Genomic DNA, 3,031 nt, shown 5'->3' with positions numbered 1-3,031 from the left:
GAATTCCAGCACCACGCACTAAAGTGAGTCACTCAACGTGCAACGCGACTGCATCGCCTGCGCCGGCCGTCCCGCTGCCCCGGATGGACTGGCGTTCTGGGCTGGGCGTCTGGCCAAGGCATGCTGTTTGGCGGGCACGATCAAGGGATGACCAAAGCCGGCGAGGTATAGATTCGCCACATGCGTCGACGTGCGAACTCATGGGCTGCGGGTGTTTAGTCATCGCAACGGGTAAATTGCTATCGCAAACGATATTTTTTATTGACACAGGCGATAAAGCTGCAACACTGCATCGAATGAATCATAACGAGGCGCAAGTCCAATGGACCGCATATGTCGAACTACCCTTTTATTGTGTGCCTCGATGATGACATCGTTACACGCGACATCAGGCCTCGCAGCCGAGCTCTTGCTCAGTCTGGATTATCGCGGCGACCGGCTGCAGCGCCTGAGCGATGCGCCAACGTTGTCCATATTTGATGACGGCGCAGTGCGCATGCCCCAGCTCTACCAGCACACGCAGGCCTATGACTACTCGCTGAGTGACAATGCACTCGAGCAACTGCTGGCTACCGTTACTGCTCAGGGCTTCTTTGAGCCAGACTTCGACCTTGGCATTCCCGGTAGCACTGCTCCCGTTACGGTCTCGCATGCGAGTACAACAATACTTTATGTCCAGCATGACGACGCTGAACGCACTGTCTCGGTAAATGACTTGAGGCACCGGGACGGGGCGCAAGGATTGCGCATCATCCTGCGCGAGCTCGAGCATCTAATGGCAATGATCAAGCTAGGGGGCGAGTCCGTGGTGAGGGATTGGCTGGAGCAGGCCAATGCGGAGCTCGCGCAGCACCACCCCGGCCTGCCGCCGCTGGACCTGGGTGACCTGGCGTCTGGCGCCAAACGCGGCGACGGTAGCGTCAGCCTTGTGTTTGCTCGTGAGTCAGACGGGGTCAGGGTCAGTCTGTCTGTAGACGCGCAGGGCAATCAAGGGGTTTCGGTCAGCCCTTGAACTTGTGCCCCGGCGGGTGGAAGCGACGTATTTTTGCGCTGTAGATTCCCATAATAATTTGTGGTTTTGAGCGCACTGTCTGTGGTGCCAAGTACTCAGAGGTCCAGCCATGCATCACGTATCAGGGCTCAAGCAGCATCTTCAGAAGTTCTCCATGGGAGCGCTCGCTGCGCTCGCATATGGCTTGGTATTCGCCCTCCCTGCCGCTGCAGAGATCCGTTTCGAACTGGAGTACGTCGACCAGGGTGCAGGTTTTGATGACCCGGTAATGGGCGCGGCGCGCAAACTTGCCATGGAGCAGTCCGCGCAGATAGCCGCTGGGTTTTTCCCTGAACAGAACGGTGTTATCCGACTGCGCGTGGACGGCACGGTGACGGAGGACGCAACACTCGCATCGGCAGGATCTTTTGGGCCCCGCGGCTGTGATATCGGTTTTGACAATCGTGGGGATGTGCTCAGCATCGCACTCGGTGGCGCGGACCCGGACCCAAATGACGTCGATGGCGAGGTCTCGGTGAACTTTGAGGACGTTGTTTGGGGGCTTGGCGATAGCATTGGCCCAAACGAGTTTGATTTCAAATCCACCATGATTCACGAGTTGCTTCACGCCCTCGGCTTCAGCGGCACACTGGGACAAGAGCCGGTGGATGCCTGCGGCAATAGCCCACCTCAGGCGGGAAGCTTTGATCCTTTTGACCAGCATTTGGGTGATGCGGCTGGTCCGATCATCAATAACACCACGGCGGTTATGGACGCTGCGCGCTGGTCCGCTGCGGTGGTCGGCGGCACGGGTAACGCCGGCTTGCAGTGGCATGGCAGCAATGGCGTGGCAGCAAATAATGGGCAGCCCATACCGCTGTTTTCGCCCGTTGAGTTTTCCGGCGGCAGCTCCATCGCACACCTTGACGATGATTTCTATACGGGCGTTGCGCTGATCATGGAGGCTGCCACTGATACCGGGCAGGGTGTGCGCACGCTCTCGGCCATCGAACGTGGCATGATGATGGACCTTGGCTACAGCACGAATGATGGTGGTGGCGACGGTGGCGGTGAGCCGGTGGCATTGGCGCTCAATGGTCAGGCCAGCGGCAATCTCATGCCGGGCGGGCTCGATACCTACACCATCACGCTGGAGCAAGCTGGCACGCTGGTGCTGAGTTCAGCCGGTGATCTGGATCTGGTGGGCCGGGTGCTGTTCAACGGCCAGGAAATCGCCCAAAACGATGATGACCCCAATGGCAACGGTGCCAATTTCGGTCTTACGCTTGAATTGAGCAGTCCTGGCACTTACACCTTGGAAGTCTCTGGCTTTGACATCTCTGTGGCAGGGGCTTATCAGATCGTGAGCGCGTTCACTGCTCAGCAAGGTGGCGGCGGCGGAGCGCCCCCCGATGTTGTTGTGGTGCCCTCGGTCGTTTTTCTTGGTAACACCATCGTGGATGTGCTCGTTACCAGCGCTGTCGATCTGCGCCCGCTCTTAGGTATAAGTTACAGCGGCTTAAACATTGTTATGTTCTCGGCGGATGCGGTAGTGAATATGACGCCCGCAATCGCCAACGCGGCCACCCTCGTGCTGAATGAGTCGCTGGCCTACGAGTACCAGGTCAACTTTAATTCTGGCAGCGTAGACATTGTGTCTGTGGGCACGGGCGTAGTGGTGGCAAGTCTTCCGGTGGATGATGCGACGCTACGTACCAGTGCGATCAGAATTGGCACTGGCCTTGTTACTCGCATAGCGCTTAATCCAGATTTCAGCGTGAATGTCGCAAGCCTGCCTGTTCCTCCGGGAGGTGCTGCTTCCGTGTCTATGTTGAAATCCTCTAGCTGAGCGCGCTGCCCTGTGGTGCAAACTACTCGAGAGGTTATGTCATGCGTCACACAGTCACGCTCGCTCAGTGTCGTAAAATGCCATACATGGCGACGCTTTTAGGGTTTGCTTGGGGTGTAGTATTTGCCTTCCCGGCCACGGCAGAGATCCGTTTCGAACTGGAGTACGTCGACCAGGGTGCGGGTTTTGAC

At 57.7% G+C, this 3,031-nt stretch carries 2 protein-coding genes; both read left to right on the top strand.

From position 1 onward, the window contains the following. Window positions 1–364 precede the first annotated feature (364 nt). Window positions 365–1,012, top strand: coding sequence for a hypothetical protein (locus VBE63_RS26630; RefSeq protein ID WP_323686021.1), 648 nt, complete (start codon window positions 365–367; stop codon window positions 1,010–1,012). Window positions 1,013–1,121: 109 nt separating this feature from the next. Next, window positions 1,122–2,840 carry a hypothetical protein gene (locus VBE63_RS26625; protein ID WP_323686020.1) on the top strand — a complete coding sequence of 573 codons (1,719 nt, stop codon included), beginning with the start codon at window positions 1,122–1,124 and terminating at the stop codon, window positions 2,838–2,840. The last annotated feature ends 191 nt before the right edge of the window (window positions 2,841–3,031 follow it).

It is taken from the genome of Lamprobacter sp. (genome assembly GCF_034860625.1).
Lineage (GTDB): Bacteria > Pseudomonadota > Gammaproteobacteria > Chromatiales > Chromatiaceae > Lamprobacter.
Note: the sequence above shows the minus strand (reverse complement) of the source record. Positions and strands in the feature narration are given on the sequence as shown.